This is a genomic window from Photobacterium sp. J15, from assembly GCF_963870815.1.
Taxonomy (GTDB): domain Bacteria; phylum Pseudomonadota; class Gammaproteobacteria; order Enterobacterales; family Vibrionaceae; genus Photobacterium; species Photobacterium marinum.
In genome coordinates, this window is the sequence record NZ_CAWMUI010000002.1 from 1,720,617 (window position 1) to 1,746,194 (window position 25,578).

General features: G+C 47.6%; 18 protein-coding genes. 11 read left to right on the plus strand and 7 right to left on the minus strand.

From position 1 onward, the window contains the following. The first annotated feature begins 65 nt into the window (after positions 1 to 65). Both xdhC and AACQ93_RS24575 read left to right on the plus strand, forming a co-directional pair. Positions 66 to 866, plus strand: a complete 801-nt coding sequence (gene xdhC / locus AACQ93_RS24570) for a xanthine dehydrogenase accessory protein XdhC (protein WP_064609528.1) — start codon at positions 66 to 68, stop codon at positions 864 to 866. Beyond that, positions 863 to 2,152 (plus strand): nucleobase:cation symporter-2 family protein, encoded by a 1,290-nt coding sequence (locus AACQ93_RS24575; protein WP_064609529.1) that lies wholly within the window; start codon positions 863 to 865, stop codon positions 2,150 to 2,152. Before xdhC ends, AACQ93_RS24575 begins: the two co-directional genes overlap by 4 nt. Before the next feature lie 64 nt (positions 2,153 to 2,216). On the opposite strand, the gene AACQ93_RS24580 is transcribed toward AACQ93_RS24575, so the two are convergent. Next, positions 2,217 to 3,266: an alpha/beta hydrolase gene (locus AACQ93_RS24580; RefSeq protein WP_007463419.1), complete on the minus strand. Its 1,050-nt coding sequence runs from the start codon at positions 3,264 to 3,266 to the stop codon at positions 2,217 to 2,219. A gap of 539 nt (positions 3,267 to 3,805) precedes the next feature. On the opposite strand from AACQ93_RS24580, the gene AACQ93_RS24585 reads away from it, so the two are divergent. Beyond that, positions 3,806 to 4,267 carry a tetratricopeptide repeat protein gene (locus tag AACQ93_RS24585; RefSeq protein ID WP_007463415.1) on the plus strand — a complete coding sequence of 154 codons (462 nt, stop codon included), beginning with the start codon at positions 3,806 to 3,808 and terminating at the stop codon, positions 4,265 to 4,267. A 156-nt stretch (positions 4,268 to 4,423) separates the two neighbouring features. Here the strand turns inward: AACQ93_RS24585 and AACQ93_RS24590 are convergent, their stop codons facing one another. From AACQ93_RS24590 to AACQ93_RS24610, 5 genes are all read right to left on the minus strand, one after another. Then, entirely contained in the window at positions 4,424 to 5,194 is a 771-nt protein-coding gene (locus AACQ93_RS24590; protein WP_007463413.1) for an ABC transporter permease, read from the minus strand. Then, positions 5,187 to 5,837, minus strand: coding sequence for an ABC transporter ATP-binding protein (locus tag AACQ93_RS24595; protein ID WP_232323391.1), 651 nt, complete (start codon positions 5,835 to 5,837; stop codon positions 5,187 to 5,189). Before AACQ93_RS24595 ends, AACQ93_RS24590 begins: the two co-directional genes overlap by 8 nt. Before the next feature lie 175 nt (positions 5,838 to 6,012). Continuing rightward, positions 6,013 to 8,670 carry a M14 family zinc carboxypeptidase gene (locus tag AACQ93_RS24600; protein ID WP_064609532.1) on the minus strand — a complete coding sequence of 886 codons (2,658 nt, stop codon included), beginning with the start codon at positions 8,668 to 8,670 and terminating at the stop codon, positions 6,013 to 6,015. Positions 8,671 to 8,679: 9 nt separating this feature from the next. After that, positions 8,680 to 10,119, minus strand: a complete 1,440-nt coding sequence (locus AACQ93_RS24605; RefSeq protein ID WP_064609533.1) for an ATP-grasp domain-containing protein — start codon at positions 10,117 to 10,119, stop codon at positions 8,680 to 8,682. After that, the gene (locus AACQ93_RS24610) at positions 10,116 to 11,114 is read right to left on the minus strand and encodes an ATP-grasp domain-containing protein (protein ID WP_064609534.1); all 999 of its coding nucleotides are present in this window, start codon (positions 11,112 to 11,114) and stop codon (positions 10,116 to 10,118) included. Before AACQ93_RS24610 ends, AACQ93_RS24605 begins: the two co-directional genes overlap by 4 nt. A 180-nt stretch (positions 11,115 to 11,294) precedes the next feature. On the opposite strand from AACQ93_RS24610, the gene AACQ93_RS24615 reads away from it, so the two are divergent. The 4 genes from AACQ93_RS24615 to AACQ93_RS24630 all read left to right on the plus strand — a co-directional run bounded on the left by AACQ93_RS24615 (position 11,295) and on the right by AACQ93_RS24630 (position 19,425). Further along, complete coding sequence (locus AACQ93_RS24615; protein WP_084419463.1) at positions 11,295 to 12,398, plus strand: M20 family metallopeptidase; 1,104 nt, start codon at positions 11,295 to 11,297, stop codon at positions 12,396 to 12,398. Positions 12,399 to 12,910: 512 nt separating this feature from the next. Continuing rightward, entirely contained in the window at positions 12,911 to 14,131 is a 1,221-nt protein-coding gene (locus AACQ93_RS24620; RefSeq protein WP_064609536.1) for a response regulator, read from the plus strand. Between the two features lie 381 nt (positions 14,132 to 14,512). Continuing rightward, on the plus strand, positions 14,513 to 16,345 hold the full coding sequence (locus tag AACQ93_RS24625) for an ABC transporter ATP-binding protein (RefSeq protein ID WP_064609537.1): 1,833 nt from the start codon (positions 14,513 to 14,515) through the stop codon (positions 16,343 to 16,345). A gap of 236 nt (positions 16,346 to 16,581) precedes the next feature. Further along, entirely contained in the window at positions 16,582 to 19,425 is a 2,844-nt protein-coding gene (locus tag AACQ93_RS24630) for an AMP-binding protein (protein ID WP_064609538.1), read from the plus strand. Positions 19,426 to 19,814: 389 nt separating this feature from the next. Here AACQ93_RS24630 and AACQ93_RS24635 read toward each other — a convergent pair whose 3' ends face one another. Further along, the gene (locus tag AACQ93_RS24635) at positions 19,815 to 20,117 is read right to left on the minus strand and encodes a hypothetical protein (RefSeq protein WP_064609539.1); all 303 of its coding nucleotides are present in this window, start codon (positions 20,115 to 20,117) and stop codon (positions 19,815 to 19,817) included. A 651-nt stretch (positions 20,118 to 20,768) separates the two neighbouring features. Between AACQ93_RS24635 and AACQ93_RS24640 the strand changes: the two genes are divergently transcribed. The 4 genes from AACQ93_RS24640 to AACQ93_RS24655 all read left to right on the plus strand — a co-directional run bounded on the left by AACQ93_RS24640 (position 20,769) and on the right by AACQ93_RS24655 (position 25,572). Next, entirely contained in the window at positions 20,769 to 20,969 is a 201-nt protein-coding gene (locus AACQ93_RS24640; RefSeq protein WP_064609540.1) for a cold-shock protein, read from the plus strand. A 75-nt stretch (positions 20,970 to 21,044) separates the two neighbouring features. Further along, complete coding sequence (locus tag AACQ93_RS24645) at positions 21,045 to 21,947, plus strand: LysR substrate-binding domain-containing protein (protein ID WP_064609541.1); 903 nt, start codon at positions 21,045 to 21,047, stop codon at positions 21,945 to 21,947. Positions 21,948 to 22,509: 562 nt separating this feature from the next. Continuing rightward, entirely contained in the window at positions 22,510 to 23,793 is a 1,284-nt protein-coding gene (locus AACQ93_RS24650) for an FAD-dependent oxidoreductase (RefSeq protein WP_064609542.1), read from the plus strand. 243 nt (positions 23,794 to 24,036) lie between these two features. Next, positions 24,037 to 25,572, plus strand: coding sequence for a bifunctional GNAT family N-acetyltransferase/carbon-nitrogen hydrolase family protein (locus AACQ93_RS24655; RefSeq protein ID WP_064609774.1), 1,536 nt, complete (start codon positions 24,037 to 24,039; stop codon positions 25,570 to 25,572). Positions 25,573 to 25,578: the final 6 nt, after the last annotated feature.

Here is a 25,578-nt window from a genome sequence, read left to right on the forward strand (position 1 = left end):
AGCCACTGTGACTGACCATGCAGATCTACTTTTCTATTTAGGCTAACGGATTCAAGGATTTTGCTATGCCTGATGATAACTGGATATACGAACTCGCCAGTTTTTATGACCAGGGCCTGGCATGTGTGATGGTCACAGTGCTGGAAAATAGGGGCTCGGTACCAAGAGAGATCGGGGCGAAAATGCTGGTCACCCTAGATTCTGTTATTGCTTCTGTCGGTGGCGGCCGACTGGAATTCAAGGCGATAGAAATTGCGCGGGCGATGCTGGAGGCAGGAGAAAACCAATTAAAGCTGGAAACATTCAACCTCAGTGCCCACCTCGGCCAATGTTGCGGCGGTATCACGACACTGAGTTTCGAACCTGTCACCCGAAACCACTTCCATCTGGCATTATTTGGAGCAGGGCATGTAGCCAAAGCACTGATAAAAATCATTTCAACGCTGCCATTTCAGATCACCTGGATTGACTCGCGCAGCCATGTGTTTCCCGAACATATTCCAACAAGTGTGACAAAGTCGGTCAGTGATGATCCGGTTGCCGAAATCAGCCAAATACCGGCTGCCAGTTACTTTCTGGTAATGACCCACAACCATCAGCTGGATTTCGAGATCACAAGAGCCATTCTCAAGCGCAATGACTTTGCTTATTTCGGTTTAATTGGCTCTGCGACCAAATGTGAAAGGTTTCGTCACCAACTCAGCCAGAGTGGTTTCAGCCAGGAGGTAATAGATAAGATGACCTGCCCTGTCGGCCTTAATACAGTCAAAGGCAAGCATCCGTCGGAAATTGCCGTCTCAATTGCCGCTCAGCTGATCGCTTATTACCAAAATCAGCCTCAACACAAAAAAATAAGCGACAAATGAAACTGCTTTATGGCCTCAATGATCACCCGCCTCCAGGCCAGATGCTTATACTGGCCATCCAGCATCTGCTTGCATCTATTGGGGGCATCATGGCTGTTCCACTGCTCGTCGGCAGCGCCATAGGCCTTCCCTCCGACGAAATCATCACCTTAATTAATGCCTCGCTACTGGCATCTGGTATCGCAACCATCATTCAAAGCCTTGGCCTCGGCCCTATCGGGATCCGCCTGCCTGTCGTCATGGGCTCCAGCTTCGCCTTTATCGGCGTCGCCATTGCGATTGGCAAGGATGGTGGTGCCAACGGCATTATGGGAGCAGCACTTGTCGGCTCACTGATTGTCATAGGAGCAGGCTTCTGCATGGATAAAGTCCGCCAGTTGTTTCCCCCACTTGTAAGCGGTGTCGTGGTCACTCTCATCGGCCTGACTATCCTCCCGGTAGCCGTCAACTGGATCGGCGATGCACCAGCCACCCATGCCGAATTTGCAACTATACCTAAACTGGCGCTGGCCACCGTATCGCTCACCATTGTTATTCTTGTTTCGGTTTTCTGCCGCCAGACAGTTTCCGCAGCAGCTATTGTTACCGGCCTGGCAGGAGGCTATTTAACAGCACTGATAACAGGAATGGTTGAGCCGGAAGCTCTTTTCCAAACACCCTGGTTCAGCAGACCGGAGCCCATGAAATATGGTTTCTCGTTCTCCGTCGAAGCCGTTATCGCGATGAGCCTGGTATATCTTGTTGTGGTCGCTGAGGCCGCCGGTGACTTCATTGCGCTGGGCAACAACTGCCATGTTTCCGTCAGCGGCCGAGACCTTAAACGGGGAGTTACTGCCGATGGCCTGGGAAGCACCATTGCTGCACTGTTAACAGCAATGCCGCTGGCCTCTTTCAGTCAGAATGTCGGTATCGTTGGCATTACCGGCGTTGCCAGCCGATATGTGGTTGCCACCACCGGCGGATTGTTGATCTTAGCTGGCTTCATCCCCAAACTGGCCGCTCTGGCCATCACCATCCCAAAACCTGTTATTGGCGGAGTTGGCCTGATAATGTTTGGCATGATTGCCTATACCGGAATTCGGATGCTGATAAAAACCTCAGACACCAAACGCAACGCGCTGGTGATCTGTACCGGTCTTTCGGCCGGTTTATCGGTAACCTTTGAGCCTCGGCTGGTTCAGCACCTCCCCGATACCCTCAGCCCCTTGTTTCACTCCGGCATTACCACAGGAACAATCATTACCATGTTGCTAAACCAGCTCCTCCCAAAGTCACCGGAATCATAAATTACAGCCATCTTTAATGACAAAAAGCGCGATAATCGCGCTTTTTGTCTGAAAATGCCGGATATCAGTCTGACAATCGCTTACCATTACAAAGCGAATAGAGTCTGCTGTCTTTTCCATATCGACCCTTGGCAAAATCTCTCAGATAGTGGCAGTTCAGCAGGTGACCAGCCCCTTCCTTAAGATAGATCTGCCCCGTTGTTTTCTTACTGCCACCATTGATCACGCCGATACGGGCAACAAAGTCTTCATCATTAGCAAAGTGCTCACAGAAAGGCACATCATACTTAGTTCGATCCTGGTGCCATGGTGACGGGAATTCCGTATGTGCAGATGCAAAAGTGTAAACTTCCAATTGATCCAACAATGGATCGCCGGGGTGCTCATCAAGCAGCATACCGATCACATTCGACATAATGATGCCCCCCTGCGAATGTGCAATAACAACCACTTTGCACTCTTTCCTTCCAACAGACCCGGCATCTTTCATGTTTGCTTTGATTTTTAACAGCTGCTGCCAAATTTGCTCTTTAGCAGAGTGGGCTATTTCCGTTTTACGGCAGCTACCCCGACCGTTAAGTACCTCAACCAAATCATGAATAAAGCCGTTTGTCGGATTATGCAGAGCAGTAACAGGACGCTTAAAAATATCACTTATCATACGTGCATTAACCCTGGCCATATCCTCGTTGGTACCGATTCCGTTAAGGAAAAACCAACTTTCATTAGGTGTTTTATGGCTATACTTGCGACCTTCCTGAGGAAGCAGGGGAACAATCTGATCTTCTTTATCATCAGGCGTTTCATGATCAAAAAAGAAATTCAGCACAGCTTCCTTATGACTCAACTTACTGTCGTAAGATTTACTGTTGAGCTCACTGTCTTCCGCATAAAATGGACTCAAAGGATTACCCCCAAGTACTTTGTGCAGCGAACTGATTTCTGCCAACCCCTTCTGGAATTCAGTGAGCAGCTGCTTAGGTTTTGGGAGCCTGTTCTCCATGGAGGTTGCCGCTTTCTTCAGTCCGGCCCACCACAAATATTTAACTATCTTCTCCCCCATCCCTCTTACATATTCACTCTTACTGTTACCTTTTTCAGCCATGAAAGTCATACCTTTTTCCCTGTCAAAAAAGAAAACGAACCCGACTCATGGTGTAGTTCCGACACCAATAATCAGCGTACTCGTCAAAAAGTATAGTTAACACCTTGATTTCCGCCTGCTTTAGCTGAATACAAAACCAGAATCACAACATAATTGTTAACAGCGTCACGTAAGGTAATACGACATCGAATAAGTTGATCAAACTGCATCATTAAAGGCAGAAACAGCCAACCTGGACCATTAACACCGCTCAGGAAGCGCCAACAAGACATTTCCACCACTAATTATTAATTTCATACTTATTCAAAAACACCCTATCGGAGTAACATTACACCTTTCAGACTGGTCAAAAAAGCAACAAACAAACCACAAAAGCGTGATGCCGATCACGTTTTTGTGGTTTGTTAACCGACTGAATTAAAGAATAAATAAAAAAATTAAAAAACTAGCATGTTGATTTATTATCAATTTTCAATAAAGGTGCATTTATTTAATGTGTTCATTTGTTCTGTTATTTTAATTTCTCGCTTTTAGGGGATGGATAAATCATGTCGAATAATGCACAAGAATTAAATCTGGCGGAAATTGAAGATCAGCTGCTGACTACTTCAATTTCAACTGAACTATTGACTACATTAAAAGAGTCTTCTGTTGAAAATGCAGAAGTTACTGAATTAATGTATCAATATTACCTAGGCTCTAATGACTATAAGAATGCGATCTATTTCTTAGAGCTGGGTGATAAGTTCAATGACAGCTACGCACAGCTGTGTCTGGCTTCGCTGTACCAGCAAGGCCAGTACTGCCCTCAGGACGACCAGCGCTCTCTGAGCCTGTTCGAGAAAGCAGCACAGAATGGTGAAGCGGAAGCACAGTACCAAATTGGTGCGACTTTATTACTTGACGGTAATAACCAAGAAGATATTGAGCAGGGTCTATATTGGCTGAATGAATCATTCCTGAATGGTAATGATGACTCAAAAGAACTGCTTGATAATTTTTACGCTTAATCAAAATATTATTAATTAGAAGACAATACAAAATACAGACTTAAATAAAACTAAGTTATTGTATTTATTCAGTCTGCCTGATTATTAAGAAGAGGGACTCATTATTTAATGAGTCCCTCTTTCTTTTATGTTTATAAACTTAATAATTTTAATTACTTATATTACCAGCTGACCATAACGGTTAAATGCATAGCGACTAACCACAACCAGGGTTGTGGCAACTGACACTGCCGCAGCCATAAATATCGCTACCATTATCAGCAGTTGGTATTTCACTGCCAGTATAGGTTCTGTGCCACCAAGGATCTGTCCTGTCATCATTCCCGGCAAACTGACAATACCCAGTGTTGCCATAGATGCCAGCTGTGGTGACAATGCCGCTCTGACAGCAACCTGAATAAACGGCAACACAGGATTGGGCGCCCCAAGAGCCAGGTAAAACTGATACTCGTTCTGCTTATCCTTCAGGCCGCTATACCAGCGCTCCAGAGCCAGAACATTAGCGGTCAGGCAGTTACCCAGCAGCATACCGGCAACCGGGATCATGTACTGCGCCTGCCACCAAGGCTGCGCCTGAATCACACCGGCCAATAACAGCGGCAACACCAACAACAAAGCTGCAAGATGCCCGATGATCACCGCAGGTAGCACCTTTTTCACCTTCACTTCAGCCCGTCGGCAGATACTGAAACCGGCCACTAATATCATCACAGACAGCCACAATATATTCAGGCCCGGACTCTGAAAGGCAAATAACGCTTGCAGGTAAATACCAACCACCGCCAGTTGCAGTGTCATCCTCAGCGCAGCTTCAACCAGCGAACGCCCTAATCCCAACTGCCAACGATGAAATAACAGTAAAGGCAATAACAACAAAAGATAAAAGCCACCTAGTGCAAAATTGCTGATCTCTAACGCGCTATTCATGATGGCCTCCCATCTGATGCTGATACTGGCAACTTTCCAGCCAAACCGGATCATGAGATACCGATACAGAAATTCTCGGCTCGGCTGTCAACAGCTCTATAACCCTGTCGCGACTGGCCGGATCCAGTGCCGATGTTGGTTCATCCAATAACCAGACAGGCCGCTCCATCAACCAAGCCCGCGCAACTGCCAACCTTTGCTTTTCCCCGCCGGAGAGCTGAGAGGCCGGCTTATCAAGGCTATGCTTTATTGCCAGTTGCTCAAGGATACGCTGACACTGAACATCACCCGGTGGCTGTGATGTCATAGCCTTAAGGTGCCAGGGTAAGCGAAGTACCTGACCAACAGTCTCCGCCCCCATTACCGGCTGTTGCGGTAAATAACAGAACTGCTGTCGCCACCACTTAAGCGAATCAACATCAATTGTTTTTCCCTGCCAGCTAAGTTTTCCGGTGGCAGGCGGCTGTAAACCAGCCAACACCAATAACAAACTGGTTTTGCCGCACCCTGACGGCCCTGATATCGCCAGATGCTGCCCCAGCCTTAACTGGCGGGTCAAATGCTCATGCGCACTATGCTCAAAACCAGAACCTAAATCATTGGCAGTCAGTATCTTGTCTTCCATATTCTGACTCTCATTCATACAACTACCCAGGAATATGCCCTACACTGCCAGTGTACGAGCCCTATTTTTATGATTCAAATTGATGATATTTCTATTCATAATTGATTTGATTAATACCAACCAAATATGCAAACAAAAAGCCGCCCGCATCATTGCGAACGGCTTTCAATTTTACGAACAGATCTTGCCGATATTAATCTCCGTTGCGGTAGCGCTTTTCTATCTCATCCTGAGCTTCAAACTCATCATAGACAACTGGCGTTACCTCATCGGCACTAAACTTCAGCGTTGCCGGTACAGAATAGTTCGGCACATTGTCATAGCTGAACACAGAGTAATATTTCGGGATATTAGCGTTGCCAAAGCGATCGAAAGTATAGCCGTCTTTACCCGCATATAACTTCACGCCGTCAAACGGTGAACGCGGTGGATGGAAGCAGTTTCGAACCACATAAAAACCGACAAAATCGTCCTCTTCTACATGATCCCAGGTCAACTTCACCAAACCGTCCTGTAAGTTTGCCTGCAGGTTCTGTGGTGTCTCGAGCGGCTGTTTACGACGTTCAATATACTCAATCACTAACTCGGGCCGTTGCTCGCTATCAAGCGAATGCCAGTTCACCAGCGCCTGTTTCTGGCGGGATGAAGACGTAGCACGAATGATTAGATTCACCGTCTTCCTCTCGCTGTGGAACTGCTCAAGGTGCTGCCTGGCCGAACTGTCAAACATATATAGCTGGCGCGGTGTTTTAGCCAAATCCTCGCTGCTGACTTCATAGCCGAGGAACTCGATTTTTTCACGTTGTTTAACGCTGTCATAATCGGGATTCTCAAGCTCAGCGATTTCAACCGTAAACCGCATCGGCTGAGCCTCTTCCGGCAATGACTCGCTTTCAATAGCAAAGTAAGCCTGGGTGATCACTATGTCTTTGGCATCACTGATACAAGACAGCGAGAACCCCATCTGTCCGAATACAGTATCCCCATGTTCATCAAAACCACATTGCAGCACACCCTGCTGAGGCTCGTTGCGGCTGATGGTATGGCAGTCTGTCGCCGCCAGGGCAACATGGTACGGGCGGCGGGTATAGATAAGATCCAGACACGGCCGATAATGGATACCACCGCCGAAGCGACCATAACCAATATCGAACTGCATCATCTGGGAGTCATTACACAGCGGCAGATGATCCGGCCCCTGTATCCGAAGCAATAAGCGTCCTTTCTCCAGTTGATCCTGAACCAGCTGCTTCTCCATCGCACTGAAGCGCCAGTTCTTCCAGATCCCCTGAGTTAACTGATCGGAATCGATCGCATTCCCCAGTGTTTGCAGCGGTGTCGCCGCCTGGATCTCATCAAAGTTAGTAATATCGCTGATATCGTCCGGATTGAGGATCGAGACCGACCACTCACCATAGTTTTCAATTTTCGCCCCGACACGGTTCATCGGATACAGAGAGAACACCGCATCCTTGATGATCGCGTCCGATGGGATCCGATCGATATTGAAATCAATAACGCCGTAGCAGATCCCTTTGGTCTTATTGACGCCGATAAACAGCGAGTTATTGCCGAAATGCTCTGCATTATGCGCTTTTGTCAGCTCTCCGACATAACCCGCCTGTTCCGGATTAGGGAACAGGGTAAAGGCAAATTCATCCTTTTCCAGGTTGGTCTTGATTTTCAGCTCCGGCGCAAACGGTGATTTGATCCGGCTGACCCGATCCACCTTACGCAGGTTGTAATAATAGCGGTGTCCGGACTTGAGCTGTTTGTCGGTATATTCATTCTGGGAAGTAATGGCGATCAGGTTTTCTCTTGTACAGTGATGCTTAGGCGATTCACTGCGGTAAACCTGATAGTAACAACCATCATCTTCGCTCTGATGATCCCAGCAAAGCACCGCCTGATTAGCTGATACGTCCTTAATGGTGAAGTTTTCCGGTCTTTTCGGCGCAAGATCTGAATAGTTTATCGCTGTTCCCAGCGCATAAATTAATGCAGGTATATTTTCATCCACACTTTGCGACATATTGATCAGGTAATCCGGGATATTCCGGCTACCGACTTCCACAACAGAAGACAAGATACCGCGATCGTAATAGTACTCACGGCCACTGCCGTGGATCAGGTTTGCTGGCGGTTTACCACGATGGATACCGTACTGTCGCTTAGTAACCTTGTGGATCTCATTGGCCATGTTGGCACAGAGAATATTCAGATCCGTACCTTCAATCTCAGCCTCATGATTAAATTTATGAGCCGGGAAGAACACATTACCCTGGGAGTGGTAATCCAGCGCAATCCGGATATTGTCATGACTTTCCACAAAGCGCTTAATGGCCTGGGTCTCTGGCTCAGAAAACGCCTCAGGACCACCGTATATATTCGAGCGGGTATCTTTTGACTGGCGGAAATTGATGCCGAAGTTACGGTTCAAATCCACTCCGAACGTACCATCTCCGTTATCACGCCGATTCTTACGCCAGAACGAAAAGTGCTGGCGCGAGTACTCGAAACCGTCCGGATTGAGGCAGGGCACCATGTACAGCGTATTTCGGGTCAGTGCTTCCACCACATCAGGGTTGCTGGGGTAATTATCCAGCAAATGCTGGATGAAGTTTACCGCTAGTTCGATACCAATCCATTCTCTGGCGTGAATCGTTCCGGTATACAACAAAGCCGGTTTGAGATCGGCATAGGCAACATCCTGAGAGACCGTTACCATCATGATTGGTCGCCCTTCATGGGTGTCACCGATACTTTGCATCCGAATCAGGTTCGGGTACTTCTCCATGGCCTTGGAGAGTAAATCAATCGTCTCCTGATACGACAAATATTGCTTCTTCATCGTTAATCCTTAACAAATCAATTCGCATTCGCTCCAGTTACTGAGGATAGCCTCAAGTTTCTTCTGTTTCAGATTTCTGAAACCAGTTAACTGTTGTGGTTCCTCATTCAGCGCATGCAACGTCCCTTCCACACCGAGCGTTTCAACAATTTCCTCTGCCAGTGATCCCCCTATTCCGCGCACCCCGCGAAAGAAAGCCACCAGCTCTTCCGGTTGTGGCAACACTGGTGTTTCTGTCAAGATCTGGCTGGCTTCTTCAACTAACTCGCGGCAATCTTCAATACCGCTGTCAGGCTGCTGGCTCTGGACTTGTTTTTGTTCAGTCGTACCTTTATCCGCTTCCTGCCGTTGAAGATAAGGGTTTGCCCCTCCGGTCGGATGCATACCCTGGAAGTTCCAGGCTTCACTTGGCCACTCTTCTCCTGAAGCCCTGGCAACCCGATGCAAAGCATAGTGCTCATCAGCTGGCGCATATTCACCGGTATCAGTTAAATAGCTGGCATGGCCGAAGGCAATATGGCGCATAGTACGAAGCAAAGATGAATCGATCTTGCCTATTTCTTCCCAGTTACGTTCAGCAAAGTATGGCTTAGTGAAGTGATCCGGAGCCATTAACCACATTAGGTACTGGCCAATCCAGTCACGGATATATGGGAAGGCGGCAAAAGCAGTCGCACACTCAAGGATCGAATACTCATCTTCAGTACTGACCGCGATATCACAGGCCCAATATTCCGCATTTGCGGCTTTGGATACCCGCACAGCCAAATCCAGCACCCCCTGAGGAACATCTTGGTAATCCATGCTGCCACCCTGGCTGGTATTGGTCAGCCACTCCCCTTCCGGCGGACGACGCCAGAAAGCACAAACCGGCTGATGGCCTACCAGCATCACCCGAATATCGGCTTTCATCGGCACGAAATCCTGAATGTATGCCGGGTAATAACGACGCTCAGTAAACAGACGTTCAGCCTCTTCGACGCTATCTATCTTATGAACGAAGTAACCGCCATAGTTTGACGGGCCGTAAGAACGTTTGACGATCTTGGGATAATCAGTGCTGCGCAAGAATGCCAGCGCTTCATCCGGCTGATAGAAGATCCGGGTCTTCGGGATCGGCAACTGGTACTTTTCACAGAAGTGGGTGACATTTTCTTTCGATTTATTGCTGAACTGGGTATCCAACGACGGAATAAACTTCACCTCAGGCAGCTCGCGAGCAATCTCACGGAAGGTTTCGTAGGCGGTGGCAGGAATATTACCAATCAGGACTTCGATCTTTTTACGCTTCACTTCATTGATGAAACGCTGCTTATCATTTCCCCAGTGATAAACGACCTGCTCGATCTTGTCCGGCCAACCTTTGAAATTAGATTTATCAAAGAAACGTAAAACATGATCAAGGTAGAGCATACCGATTTTCGGCAAAGGCTGCTTTGGAGAAATCATAGTACTTTTTCCTTAACGACTGAGCTTGAAGGGGCTGCAACTTCTGCAGGAGATAATTCCATGACTGACACTTCCGGGCGCACTTCGTCACGACGAGTAACGGTTCGCTCCATCAGATCAACCAGGTAAGCAATCTTGGTATCGTTGAAATTCAGGCCGGACTGTTCCTGATCCGGCGTCGCAAAAGCCGGAATACCATTCACTTCCAGCACCACATATTGTTGATGCTCGACATCATAAATAATGTCGACACCGGCCACTTCGAGCCCGGTTGCCTTAGCGGCTTTCTGCGCCAGCTCGATCACTTCCTGTGACGGTTCACGAAGGAACACACTACCGCCACTGGTGATATTGGTTTTCCAGCTACCAGGGCCAGCTTTGCGTCCATAACAGGCAACATACTTGTTATCGACAATGTCGATCCGATAATCAGTGAAATCGTTTTCAATTACCCGCTCAAGATAGAACTGAGGAGCGCCCTGCTCAGAGATATAAGGTTGAAGCAGATCCAGATCCCGCTCGTTTTCCAGCTTGATAATGCCCCGGCCACCCCAGCCATTAACTGGTTTGCAAATCGCTTTACCGTTCCAGAACCGCAGGTGCTCTTTCAACTCTTCGATATTGTTCTTATTACAAACAATGTGATCGGCTGTCGGTATGCCATGAGTTTTCAGAAGATGCGCAGTGCGAAACTTATCTTCTGTCAGTTCAAAAGACTGATAATTATTGATGGTCGGTATCATACTGCTAAGGGTCTGATACAGATAAACCTGAAACGGCCCCTGCTGCCCGGCGTTATAAGAGAAGAACAAATCCAGCTCTTCCATCGCATGGCCGTTACAGAAAATACTGCCGTTATTGGCCGACGCGTTGTTCAGGTCCAGCCCCGTAATTGCTTCAATGTTTCTTTCATTCAGCTTTTCAACAATCTTGCGCTCAATCTCTGTTCCGCCAGAGTTCTGATACATCCATAAACCGACACGATGGGGGGCCATGATTTACTCCTTAATCATCCGCACTTCAAAAATATGCCACGCGGGCATCCAAACGATTTCAAATCGGTATTAATATAGTTGCACATCATAGTGTTGCGCATTAGCAAGAACAGTGACCTGGGTGGAAATTCTCATCGACAAATGGGCGTGAATCGCAATTACATCGGAAGGAATCAAATTGTGAAACGTATCGACTTTTCAGACTTAAAAACGCTGGTTGAAATTAACTCATGGACTCAAAACAAAAAAGGCGTAGATGCCAATGGCAAACTAATGCAGAGCTGGCTGGAAGAGCTCGGCATGACGGCAGAGATCTTCCGGCGCGAGCGCATAGGTAACCATCTGTTACTAAGCAGTCCGGTAGTCGATGACAAACCCAGATTATTACTGATGGGTCACTTAGATACCGTCTTCCCGCCAGATACTTTTGAGGGATTCCGCGAAGATGCAGAGTGGGTATACGGTCCGGGCACCTGTGATATGAAAGGCGGTAATTTTGTTGCCCTGTCAGCACTTCGCAACGTCTTTGAACAAAGTGGCAGCATTACCAATATCGACTTCTTGCTGGTAAGCGATGAGGAAACCGGCAGCGACGACAGCAAGCTGCTGACAGGCAAGATTGCCACCGACTATGACGCCTGTATTGATTTCGAAGCTGCAGGGGAAGATCACGAGGTAGTTAATGGCCGCAAAGGAGTCGCAACCTATTGTATCGAACTTAAAGGCGTCGCAGCCCACGCCGGCAACCACTACGCCAGCGGAAAAAATGCCAACCTCGCTGCAGCGAAATTACTGATCACCCTGACAGCCCTGACAAACCTTGACCTCGGCAGCACTGTGAATGTCGGTTTGATAGAAGGCGGCACCAGCACCAATACCATTTCACCTTACGCAAAAATAATGGTCGAAGCCCGCTTTGCCGAAGACGGCGAGCAACAACGGATACTGGAAGCCATCCCGGCTCTGATTGACCAGCATGGTGTAGAAGGTGTCAGCGCAACCATCAGCGGCGGCCTGCAGCGCAATGTCATGATGCCATCCAGAGCCCAGGCGGAGTTTATCAATACCCTGTCTGATCTGCTTGGCTACCCGCTGAAAACCGAACAACGCGGTGGAGTCAGTGATGCCAACGTCACAGCCGGTGCAGGAGTACCAACCCTCGATGGCTTTGGCCCATTTGGTGACGGTGACCACACAGAATTCGAGCGCGCCTCCAAACAGAGCTTCGTCCGGCGAATTGATGAAGTGACTAAGATCGTTCACCATTACAATCAGCATTACTGATTTAGCCGACATTAACGACACCAAAGCCCGTCAGATATCGGCGGGCTTTTTCTCTTCACAAAAAATAAAAAGGAAAGGTTAATTATTTTAATAAAATTCCAGATATTACTCTGAATGACAATATAAATAATAATGGATTAAATAACCCTTTCAGAATAATTAACGTCATTCCCCACCCACATGACAAATTAATGACACCATTCAAAAACCTAACACCTAATTTGTCACTTATATGTTATTAAACCAATGGCTTATTGATGTAAATTTATACGCAACCAGCACAATATACACTCAACAAACAAAGCTTCAAAACTGACAATAACTTACATTAACCACATGAAACAAAAGGGCTTTGACTGGCAACCAAAGCAAATATATAGCAGTAAATCCAATCAATCTGCTCCAACCAATTGAAAATAAGAAGTTCATCAATTGTATCTGTCAAAAAAATGTCCCATAATGCGCCTTTCATTCGGATTTAGAATGAAGTAATGCCCATCAGGTAATAGTACATGGATAATAAAATATTAGTCGTAGAAGATAGCCGACCTTTCCGACGCATTATTGAAAGTGAATTAAGAAAAGCAGGATATACACCTGTTCTGACCGACAGTATTGCTGAAGCTGAAAAAGTACTGGATGAAAGTACCGACTTTCTGTGCGCGATTCTCGACTATTGCCTGCCTGATGGCCAGGACGGTGAAATCATCGATGTCTGCCTGTCGATGGATATCAAGGTTATCGTTCTGACGGCACTGATGGATGACTTAACCCGTGAGCGAGTACTTGCTAAAACGGTTATTGACTATATTCCCAAAGACAGCCCGACCTGTATCTCCAGCATTATTCCGATCCTCAACCGACTGAAGCGAAATAATGAACATAAAGTTCTGGTTGTTGATGATTCAGCAACCGCACGCCGTTACCTCCGCAGTTTACTGGAACGCCAATACCTGACAGTCATCGAAGCCCGCAACGGCGATGAAGCGCTAGAGGTCATCAACAAAGAAAATGATATCACCCTGGTCATTACTGATTATTCCATGCCGGAGCGAGATGGTGTCAGCCTGGTCAAAGAACTGCGAAAAACTTTCCAACCCCGACAACTGGCTGTAATTGGCCTGTCAGCCAGTGATGAAGCTTCACTAACAGCTAAATTTTTGAAAGCCGGGGCAAACGATTTCCTAAAAAAACCATTTAATCAGGAAGAATTTTACTGCCGCTTGCACAGTACCCTGAACTTCCTTGACTCCGAGCGCCAACTCTATCATCTGGCAAATCAGGATTACCTGACAAAGACTTGGAACCGTCGTTACTTCTTTGAACACCATCTGGTGAAGAATTTCAAAGGACCGCGATGCCTGGCGCTGTTGGACATCGACTACTTCAAAGTACTGAATGATACCTACGGCCATCATATTGGAGATCTGGTACTCATTGAGCTGGCTAATACCCTGCAGCAGTATTTCCCTGATGCCCTGGTAGCTCGATTCGGCGGCGAAGAATTCTGTATCCTCTACGGCAACTCAGAAGACATTTTCTATCGCCGCCTTCAAGCCTTGACTCAGGATATCGCTGATACCGAGCTGACGTTATTTGGCAATGCCATCCGTTACACTGTCAGTACCGGTGTTGTTAACGGCGATGCTAATATTCATGAACTGATCCGCCGTGCGGACAAATGCCTCTATCAAGCCAAATCAGCAGGCCGCAACCAGATGGTACAAGAATAATTTGATTTCAGAGCCACCAGCTCCAGCACGTGGCTTCTCATTACCTCTTTTCCCTACCTCCCATCTTGCCAATACGCCACAAAACGCATAATTTACTTTTACGCAATGTACAGGCGAAATAATACTAGCCCGATTCCAAAAAGCAGAATCAGGCAAGTTTCAGGCAGAATTGGTACTTAAGAAGTCTCCAAGTCAGAGATAAAATAATTGCCAATAGTGGATGTTTTTTATCCAATGGCTTCTGATAAAGTAGTGCCATTCCTTTTGTGCTATGCCTGTTTCTTATACCCAGCAACGCAGGCATAAACACCTCTCCTGTTAACAATAAAGACATGGCTCTGAGAAGCCGATACCTACAAGCTCAACCGGAATCATCATTCTATGTATAAACTGTTTGAAAAGCTGGCTTCAGCATTTCCGCACCATGAACCCGAACAGCCGCCCGACAATCTGTTTGCGTTTCTGCGTCACTACACTAAAGGCTTTGAGTTGCCACTCATCGCAATGGCAATCCTGAGTGCCCTCATCGCGATCGTTGAAGTCTCCCTGTTTGGCTTTATGGGCCAACTGGTAGACTGGCTAGCCTCACATAATCCCGACACCTTCTGGGCAGAAGAAGGCGGAAAGCTGATGGCGATGGGGCTTGTAATAGTCATCATCGTGCCGCTGCTGATTACCCTTCACTCGCTGATTGTTCATCAAACCCTGCTGGGCAACTACCCGATGTCAATCCGCTGGCTGGCACACCGTTACCTGCTGCGCCAGAGCATCTCTTTCTACCAGGACGAGTTTGCCGGACGCATCGCCACCAAAGTGATGCAGACCGCCCTGTCGATACGTGAAACCGTAATGAAACTGCTGGATGTACTGGTTTATATCACGGTCTACTTCGGCTCAATGCTGGTAATGATTGGTAAATCAGATTACCGCCTAATGCTACCGATGCTACTGTGGCTGGGCGCTTATATCGCTATCCAGTTTTTCTATGTGCCGAAGCTAAAACATGTTGCCACCGAGCAGGCCGATGCGCGCTCGATGATGACCGGGCGTATCGTTGACAGCTACACCAACATTTCAACGGTCAAACTGTTCTCCCACACTAATCGCGAAACCGAATACGCCGAACAGGGCATGAGTGGTTTTATGGATACGGTGTACCGCCAGATGCGACTGGTCACCGGCTTTAACCTCTCGGTCGAAACCATCAACTACGGACTGGTCTTTATTATTACCGGCCTGTCTATCTGGCTATGGTCTAATGCCGCTATCACTATCGGCGCTATCGCCATTGCGGTCAGCCTGGCGCTGCGTATTAACGGCATGTCGAAATGGATCATGTGGGAAGTCGGTGGTCTGTTCGAAAACCTCGGTACCGTAGTAGACGGTATGAGGACTCTGTCTAAGCCGGTTGCAATTGAAGATAAACCTAATGCACCGGAGCTGATTGTTAATCATGGCGGGATCAAGTTTGATAATGTCAGCTTCAACTATGGCGAAGAAAAAGCTGTTATTGAAAAGCTAAAACTGGATATAAAACCCGGTGAAAAAGTAGGTTTGGTCGGCCGCTCCGGTGCAGGTAAATCAACCATGGTTAACCTGCTGATGCGATTCTATGACGTTGAATCCGGAGCTATCAAAATCGACGGTCAGAACATTGCCAATGTCACCCAGGATTCATTGCGCGGACAAATCGGCATGGTGACCCAGGACACCTCCCTGCTTCACCGTTCGATCCGTGAAAACATCCTGTACAGTAATCCGGATGCAAGTGAAGCCGATCTGCTCAGGGCAACCAAACAGGCTCATGCCCATGAGTTCATTACCACATTAACCGATCCGCACGGCAATACCGGCTATGATGCACAGGTCGGCGAGCGCGGAGTAAAACTGTCCGGCGGGCAACGTCAGCGTGTGGCTATTTCCCGGGTACTACTGAAGGATGCTCCGATCCTGATCCTTGATGAGGCAACCTCAGCACTCGATTCTGAAGTTGAAGCCGCAATCCAGGAAAGCCTGTACCAGCTAATGGAAGGCAAAACAGTAATTGCGATTGCCCACCGCCTGTCCACCATCGCCGCTATGGATCGCCTCATTGTCATCGACGATGGCCGAATCATTGAGCAAGGTACCCACCAGGAACTGCTGGAAAGAGACGGCATCTACGCCCAGCTATGGGAACACCAGACAGGTGGCTTTATCGCTAGCGAAGTCTAGCCACTTGTAGCAATTCAATTTAAGTATCAGGCTCCCTTTGTGGAGCCTTTTTTATGCCAATCTCAGGCAGAACAACCACCAGAGCAAAACGGCTGACTTCTCAAAGCCGGTAATCATTCTCAACGCTTAGCTGCAAAATCCTGCCGTCTGGCTGATTTTAACTACAATTCAATCAGGTACTGGTCGCAATTTCTGTGCGCTCCGACAGCGCCATTCTCTGTTGCAGGATGCTTGCTATGACGGTCAACCCCCAAAGCCTGAAAACCGAAAAACCCGAACAGACAGCCGAATCACTATTAAAGATGATTGAAGAGCTGGTTACAGAGCTGCGGCAGGGAGAACCGCCTCCGGCAACACTGAACCTCGACACCCGACTTGATCAGGACCTGGGGTTTGACAGCCTGGCCCGAGCCGAGCTTATTCAACGAACTGAGTCCCAATTTAGCATCACTCTTCCCGATCAAACTCTGGCAACAATAGAAACACCCCGAGATCTGCTGAGAGAAATATTGCAGGCGAGCAATCATCACTTCAGCACCCTATCGGAACAGACCATTCAGCAAATCAAGCTTGATGTGGTGCAGTCCGCACCGGAACATGTTGAGACCCTCCAGCAGGTACTCGACTGGCATGTCAGCACTCACCCCGACCGACCGCACCTCTATGTCTATCAGGATGCTGAACATGTTGAAGAAATCAGTTACCGGATGTTGAAAGAAAAAGCCCTGCAAATCGCCAGCGGACTGGTTGCGCAGGACATCGCCCCCGGTGAGTGTGTCGCAATTATGCTGCCCACCAGTAATGACTACTTTTACAGCTTTTTCGGCATTTTATATGCCCGGGCGATACCGGTTCCTATCTATCCCCCGGCGCGACCTTCTCAGATAGAAGATCATCTCAAACGTCACGCCAACATTCTTCATAACGCCCAGGCACGGCTGTTGATCACCGTCCCCGAAGCTAAGCCACTTTCCCAACTGCTGAGGATGCTGGTTCCTTCGATCAAAACTGTTGTAACCCTTCCTGAACTGCTCCACTGTAAAGAAAAACCGGATGTCGGCGAAGCCGCAAAATCTGATATCGCATTTCTGCAATACACATCGGGAAGTACCGGCCAACCCAAAGGAGTTACCCTGACTCATGATAATCTGCTGCACAATATCCGGGCGATGGGTAAAGTCGTAGGAGCCAGTTCAGGTGATGTCTTTGTCAGCTGGCTACCGGTTTATCATGACATGGGGCTGATCGGAGCCTGGTTCGGCAGTCTGTATCATGCAATCCCGCTGGTGATCATGTCGCCGCTGGTTTTTTTGTCCAAACCCCAGCGGTGGCTTTGGGCTATCCACCGTCACCGCGGCACCCTGTCCCCGGCACCTAATTTCGCCTATGAGTTATGTATCAACAAAATTGACGACAGCGAACTTGAGGGACTGGACCTCAGCAGCTGGCGTCTGTCATGGAACGGCGCAGAGCCTGTCAGCCCGAGCACCATCAAACGTTTTACCGAGAAATTCGCCAAATATGGTTTCCGTCCCGAAACCATGTCTCCTGTCTACGGCTTAGCAGAATCATCCGTCGGGCTGACCTTTCCTAACGAAGTCAGGCTGCCGAGAATTGAAAAAATCCAGCGTGAACCTATGGTTCGTTTTGGCCGGGCAATTCAAGCCTCAGGTGAAGATACCAATCCTATGCAGGTGATAGGATTAGGCCAGCCACTACCGGCTCACCAGATCCGCATTGTTGATGAATTCGGACGGGAGCTGCCGGAACGAGAAGAAGGCACCCTACAATTTAAAGGCCCGTCAGCCACCCAGGGCTATTACCATGATGAGGAGAAAACCCGCCAGCTCTATCACGGCGACTGGCTCGATACCGGTGACCGTGCCTTTACTATCGGCGGCGAGCTGTTTCTCACCGGGCGAACGAAAGACATTATCATCCGGGCCGGACGCAATATATACCCTCATGAACTAGAAGAAGCCGTCTGTAATATTAAAGGGATCCGCAAGGGTTGCGTCGCAGCCTTTGCCAGCCATGACCAGCATTCTGGAACAGAGCGATTAATTGTACTGGCCGAAAGCCGGCAGACCGATGAAGTCAGCCAACAGGCATTTAAGCAGCAAATTAATAATCTCTCAGTCGATTTACTTGGCAGCCCTGCAGATGACATAGTTATCGCTCCGCCCCATACCATACCCAAAACATCAAGCGGCAAAATTCGTCGCGCGGCCTGCAAAGAGTTGTATGAACAAAAACAACTTGATATTCGCCAGCGCGCCGTATGGCAGCAGACTCTGCGCCTGATCCAGGCTGGTATTCGTCCGCAATTAAAGCGCTATTCACGCATCTTGCTCGATTTCGGCTACGCCGCGTATATGTGGTTAGTCATGGCAATATTGGCGCCCACAGTATGGGGGCTGGTTGCGATTACTCCCAACCGTGATTGGAGCTGGGCTATTACCCGCTTAGGGGCAAGGGCTCTGATAAAACTAACCGGAACCAAACTCACCGTGCAAGGAGAAGAAAACCTGCCAAAGGGAGACCAACCCTTTATTATGGTAGCCAATCACTCCAGTTATCTTGACGGACTGGTCATGACTGCCGCGATTGACCTGAACTGTCGTTTTGTCGCCAAATCAGAGCTATTGAAAAACCCGTTTGCCCGGATATTTCTTTCTCGACTAGGGGCCGAGTTTGTAGAACGCTTCGATGTACAAAAAGGCATTATTGATGCTAAACGGATTGCTGATAGTGCCAAAAATAATCAACCGTTGTGCCTGTTCCCAGAGGGCACTTTATACCGAATGGCGGGTCTGCATCAGTTCCACATGGGCGCCTTTACGGCGGCCACTGATGCCAGCCTGCCGGTGATCCCTGTTACCCTGTGCGGCACCCGCTCAAAGCTTCGCGATAAGTCCCTGTTCCCAAGAAGAGGAGATGTCAGCGTAACTATAAGTGAGCCGATTTATCCAAGAGGTGAAGACTGGAGTGCTGCACTGGCACTTAGAGATAAAGCAAGAGGAGAGATCCTGCGCCACTGCGGTGAACCGGATCTGGCGCATACACCTCCTGTGCGTTAACCCCTAGTGCGGCAACTGATCGAGTCGAACAATTGGAAAGACCTGGTTATGCCGCTCAAGGGTTCGGACAAATTCAAATTGCTGGCGCATTGCATGGCCTTCACTAAATTCGCTTAAGGCGTGTTCTGATTGAGAAACGGAGGCACAACCGCCTATCAGCCAAAGCAATCCCAGTAAAACAAAATATCTGGACATAACATCCACTTACCTATCGTAACCCCAAGGTCACGATAAGCCGCTGTCAGGCTATGGGAAGAGTACATATTCTTAGTTTAGATGGCCTGTTTCAGAAGCGGGACTGATGTCTCAAAAGAGAGGGATGTTTTAGAAATGAAAAGGCAAGGAACATTTCCTTGCCTTCAAAAACCATAACCAAGAGTAATTAAAATTTATGAGCGATTAGAGGGAATCAATGCTTTAGTTGAAATAGAGTTACCCTCTTCATCTGTAGCTTTAATTGTTACTGAGCGAGCAGACTCACCAGTGCTATAAACAAATACCCGTCCATTTTCAGCCGTTGTATAGCTTTGTCCATGCAGGGAAACCTGAACACCTTCCTGTGGCATACCCGCTTTTTCAACTATCACCCAAGCGCCGTTTTTCTGTGGTGTTACATCAAGCTTCAAATCTGCCATTGCTGTACCTGAAAAAGCAGCAACACCAAGCATAATTCCTAAAATTGACTTTTTCATAACTTCCTCACTATCAACTGTTGTTTTGTTTAATTACGCAGTGTGGCTGCGTCTTGATATAAAGATTAGTTGTGATGCTGCTCACACTCGATAATGCATTTTGATTGGAGATGTTCGAAAAAACTGAGCAAGAAACAAGCAAAGAATCAGGTCAGAGGGGTATGAAAAACAAAAATTTCGCATCACAGCAAATAAATTCAGGTTAAATAAAATGAGTTTTTTTCATTAAAATTCAACAAACAGGAGCACTGTACGAGCAATAAGATTAAATAGATCACACTTTTGTGCAATCAGGCTATTTACAACAGCCTGTTTTCTGTTTAGTGTTTTTAAGTCTGGAACTCAGACCTGACAGTGATTTTCGAAGAACACTCCTCACTTCCGTCAAAGTAAGAAGACCTCCCAAAAAGATCATTCAGATGATTTCTTTCCACTGCCATCGCTAACGTTGCAGGCGATATTGCAGTGATGAGCTAATGAGTAGGGTGAACTCTTAGCTGTGAAGAAATAAAAGGTCAATGGGTTTCAAGAACATCAGCCACAGAAGAAAACGTGGCCGGATTGTATTTGTACTCAGATTGATAGCCACAAACATGAAGACTCGGTGCTATTGAGCATGCAGAGCATGATTTGGGCAGAAAGGAAAATATTATGACTTCACAAACCGGTATTATCCGTAGTTTTAACCCAAAAGATAAAACAGGCCTGATCACTTGTGATCTAGGCGGTGACATTCGCTTTGAAGCAATCAGCATCCGTGGTAAACACGCACCGGAATCTGGCAGCTTGGTTGAGTTCACAATGGACGACTCCAAGAGCAAGCTTCAGGCCGTCGATATCCGTTTTATCTGATTTCACACTCGCTATTACTTCTTAGTTAATTAATAATCACCACCATATGAAAGCAAATGTTACATGGTGGTAATAATGTACAACTGGGAAGGCGTCAGTGAATTTGTCGCTGTGGCTGAAGCTGAAAGCTTTACCGCAGCGGCAAAACGCCTTGGCATATCAACCGCACAGGTCAGCCGACAAATCAGCGCGCTGGAAGCCCGGCTTGCAGCCAAACTGTTTTATCGCACAACCCGCAAAGTTTCAGTCACTGAAGTTGGTCGTATTTACTACCAGCACTGCCGTCAGGTTCTCGACGGTCTGGAAGAAGCAGAGCGAGCAATCACCAACCTGCAAACCACTCCTCGCGGCCTGTTAAAAATTACTGCACCGGTAACCTATGGCGAAGGCACAATCGCACCGCTGATCAACGATTTCATGCAGAAGTATCCAGAGCTGGAAGTTCAGCTCCTGCTGTCAAACCAGAAAGTTGATCTGGTTGATGAAGGCTTTGATCTGGCGATTCGCCTCGGCAAACTGGACGATTCCAGCATGATGGCAAAAAAGCTCGGCTCTCGAACCCAGTATGTTTGTGCATCTGAAAAATACCTGGCGACTTATGGTATTCCCCATTCATTATCTGAACTTGAACATCACAACTGCCTGCCTGGCACTCTCGATTACTGGCGTTTTCTCGAAAACGGCAAACCTCGTAATATCAGAATTAAAGGCCGCCTGAGCTGTAACAGTGGACACGCACTGACTGACGCAGCACTGAAGGGACTCGGCATAGTCCAACTGCCGGACTACTATGTTCAGGACTATATCGATAATGGCCAGCTAATCCCGCTGCTTACTCAGTTTATGGAAAAAGATGACGGTATTTGGGCACTGTATCCGCACAACCGCCACCTTTCTCCCAAGGTCAGGATGCTGGTTGACTACCTGGGCGAAGCTATCGGAAAGCTGAAACAATCACCGGATCAATATGTGAAATAAAATACGGCCGACCAGAAGCTACTAAATCCATAGCCATTGATTTGTAAGAAACATTTAATAATCAGCTAAATATACTGCAGTACAGTTGAAATGCGTGACCATAGTTCAGTAAAATGCAGTGAAACTTTTTGCTTAATATAGCTTATAGGTATATGGCACATGGAATGTAACTGTACTCAGCTAGTGCGAATAAAGCGTAGCTTCTGGCAACGCTTGTTTTACAAATCAATCCATCGCTGCAAAGACTGCGGAAAACAATTTAAGCTATAGGTCAGGGTTTCATCCTATTCCCCCTTCACTGTCCTTTTGCTTTTGTGTTAGATGAATTGGTAATCTGAAGCCTCGTTAAACATAATTTGTTTGACGAGGCTTTTCTTATTTTGCATCAACAACTCTCGGGTTACGAACCTGCCCTCGTTGATCAACCTTTACCTTTCACATTTCCTGACACTAGGGTATTACCAGTTAATCTCCAATGCCGTTCGACAAGAAGTTGCAGTATAGTAACCTTCCATTATTGCCCTGATTATCAATCAGTTCCTTTTTCATGGAGAGCAACAAGATGCCAGCAGACCTCCATTCATCTTATGATGCCATCGTTGTCGGAAGCGGCCCGGGCGGAGCGACTATTGCCAGAGAGCTAACTCATCAGGGCCAGCAGGTATTAATTCTGGAGTGGGGAAACAATACTCCGCTTAAAGGATCCTTCTGGCAAATGGCACAAATGGCGGCAATTCCGGGAAAGAGTGCCTACGTGACTCGCGACTTGTCACTGCTTATTCGGGGAATAACCGCTGGCGGGAGCTCGGCTATCAACTATGCCGGAGCAATGACACCACCGATTGATATGTTCCGACAATACGGTGTCGACTTAACCGCTGAAGTTGCTGAAATCGCAAAGGAGTTACCCATTAATCCACTTCCGGAGCACTTAATGGGGCCGGTAGCTAAAGCCATCAGCAGCGGAGCCCGTGAGCTGGGCCTAAAATGGGACAAGCTGGATAAATTCATTGATATCAACAAATGCCAGCCACAATGTCACCTTTGTGCTTATGGCTGCCCGACAGATGCAAAGTGGACTGCCAGAGATTTCCTTGACGATGCAGTTTGCCATGGAGCCACACTACTTACCGGAGCTAAAGTGACCGAAGTACTTACGCACGGTCACAAAGCGGTCGGCGTTAAATTCCGTCATAAGGGCCGAATAAACTCCGTCTTTGCTGATAACATCATTTTGGCTGCGGGGGGAATTGGCTCTGCTCAAATTCTTCAGCAAACCGGGATCAAAAAGGCCGGGCAGCAGTTCTTCATCGACCCGGTAATTGCTGTCATGGGAAAAGTAAACGACCACTTCCCAGACGGTGAAATTCCGATGGCAGCGGGTCTTCACCTAACGGATGATGGCATTTTGCTTTCTGATCTCAGCCTGCCAAAACCTTTTTTTCATCTGTTTACAGCTCAGGTCGGGAAGTTCGGAAATATGCTTTCTGCTAACAATACCCTGTCGATCATGGTTAAAGCAAAAGACGAACCCAATGGCGTCATCGGTGAGAAATGGATGAGCAAAAAACTGGGTGACAGCGATAAGCAGCGCTTGGCAACGGGCTCTGAAATTGCTGAGAACATTTTGCGTCAAGCCGGTTGCAGCCATGTTTACCGCACCCATCATTTTGCAGCTCATCAGGGCGGTAGCGCTAAGATTGGCGACGTGGTCGACAGTAATCTACAAACGGAATTTCAGGGGCTTTATGTTTGTGATGCGTCTGTCATTCCTGAAGCATGGGGGCTTCCGCCGACCTACACTCTGCTTTGTCTGGCAAAACGACTAGGTAAGCATCTCGCATAAGCATCCCCCTGCCGCTTTTTGTGTTGACCATGAATGTGAATTTTCCGCATTCATGGTTTCACCTCCCCATCCACTTTTTCTAATAACACTTTCCATCTTATTCAATTACCTCTCAGATCTCACTCAACTTACAGGAAAAGCACAAATTTTGTGCCAGACTTTGTGATGGTTACAAACAAGACTCCCCATAAAACCAATCGAGGTAATTCGGTTGGTAACAACAGCGATAAGGAGAGCATTAGCATGGAGAGCAACACTCCCCTGCTGAACATACGCAACATCCAATCAAGTGATTATCCTGAGCTAGCGACACTCATGGATTTGGTGTTTCACGATGTGGGCGGGGCATGGCCACGGATGACAATCATGGATCTCATCCACCAATTTCCGGACGGCCAGATCTGTATTGAAGACAGCGGAAAAATTATCGGTGCCGCGCTCACCATCAAAGTCGACTATAACCGCTTTTCACTCAGTCACACATACACCGACATAATCACAGAACAAAATGTGATTCAGCATCAGGCCAGCGGAGATGCTTTATACGGCCTAGATGTCTTTGTGCATCCTGACTACCGGGGGCTGCGGCTCGGGCGACGCTTGTATGAAGCGCGTAAGGATCTGTGCCGTAACAATAACCTTAAAGCGATCTTAGCTGGTGGCCGTATTCCCGGTTATCACAACGTCGCTGATGAAATGTCTGTCCCTGAATATGTCGAAAAAGTGAAGCGCAAAGAGCTTCATGATCCCATTTTGTCGTTCCAGTTATCCAACGACTTCGACGTAAAGCGCCTGATGAAACATTATTTGCCCGAGGATACAAAATCCAGTGGCTATGGCACCCTACTGGAATGGGACAATATCTTTTATGAAGAAGAAACGCCCTCGGTTATCAATACAGAAAAGAACCTGGTGCGACTCGGTTTGGTGCAATGGCAGATGCGGGCAATGGTGTCCGTTGAAGATCTAATGAATCAGGCTGAATTTTTTGTCTCTTCGCTCTCCAATTATCACGCCGACTTTGCCCTCTTTCCCGAATTTTTCAATGCACCACTAATGGGATTACAGAACGAAAAAACATCCGTCGAAGCCATCCGCTTTTTAAGCGAATTTACCGAAGATATTAAACAACGCTTTTCCCAAATGGCGGTCACCTACAACATCAATATCATCGCAGGGAGCATGCCGGTTCTAAAAGATGATCGGCTTTATAATATCTCCTATCTCCTCCATCGTGACGGTTGTATTGATGAGCAATACAAAATCCACATTACCCCACATGAAGAACGGGACTGGGTCATTGATGGTGGAGAAAAAGTGAAAGTCTTCGATACCGATTGCGGCCGCGTCGGAATACTCATTTGTTATGATGCAGAATTTCCGGAGCTTGGGCGCATGCTGGCGGAAGAGGGAGTGCAGATCATTTTTGTTCCGTTCTGGACCGACACCAAAAATGGTTACTTGCGAGTCAGATTATGCGCTCAGGCAAGGGCGATAGAAAATGAATGTTACGTGGCTCTTGGTGGCAGTGTCGGCAACCTCCCCCGAGTTGATAACGTCGATATTCAGTACGCCCAGTCCGCGGTATTTTCCCCCTCCGACGTCTATTTCCCCCACGACGCCACCATTACCGAAGCCAGCCCGAATACCGAGATGATCATATTTGCCGATGTCGAGCTCGACAAACTGAAATACCTCAATACCGAAGGTTCAGTCACCAACCTTCGTCACCGTCGTTTAGATCTCTATGGCGGGTTTACCAGACCAAAAGAAGAATAATCATTT